1 pseudogene is annotated in these 211 nt (G+C 67.3%); it reads right to left on the bottom strand.

What is annotated here, in order from left to right:
• A pseudogene (locus J0695_RS41025) lies at nt 1–211 on the bottom strand (ABC transporter permease); the annotation flags it as partial.

Genomic DNA, 211 nt, shown 5'->3' with positions numbered 1-211 from the left:
GTGCATGAACAGCGCGAGCAGCGCGGCGGTGGCGACGGCGGTCAGGAAGACCAGCGGGATGTTCAGCGGTGCGGCCGACCCCAGGTCCTTCAGGAAGGAGGAGTAGCCGTCGACGGTACGGGTGCCCACGACGCGGTACTGCGCGCCCAGCAGCATGGTCATGGTGGCGAGCGTGACGATGAAGCCGTTGATCCGGGTGGCCACGATGAAC

Source organism: Streptomyces beijiangensis (assembly GCF_017315755.1).
Lineage (GTDB): Bacteria > Actinomycetota > Actinomycetes > Streptomycetales > Streptomycetaceae > Streptomyces > Streptomyces beijiangensis.
The sequence above is the reverse complement of the archived record's forward strand: the minus strand, read 5'-3'. Positions and strand labels throughout refer to the sequence as shown.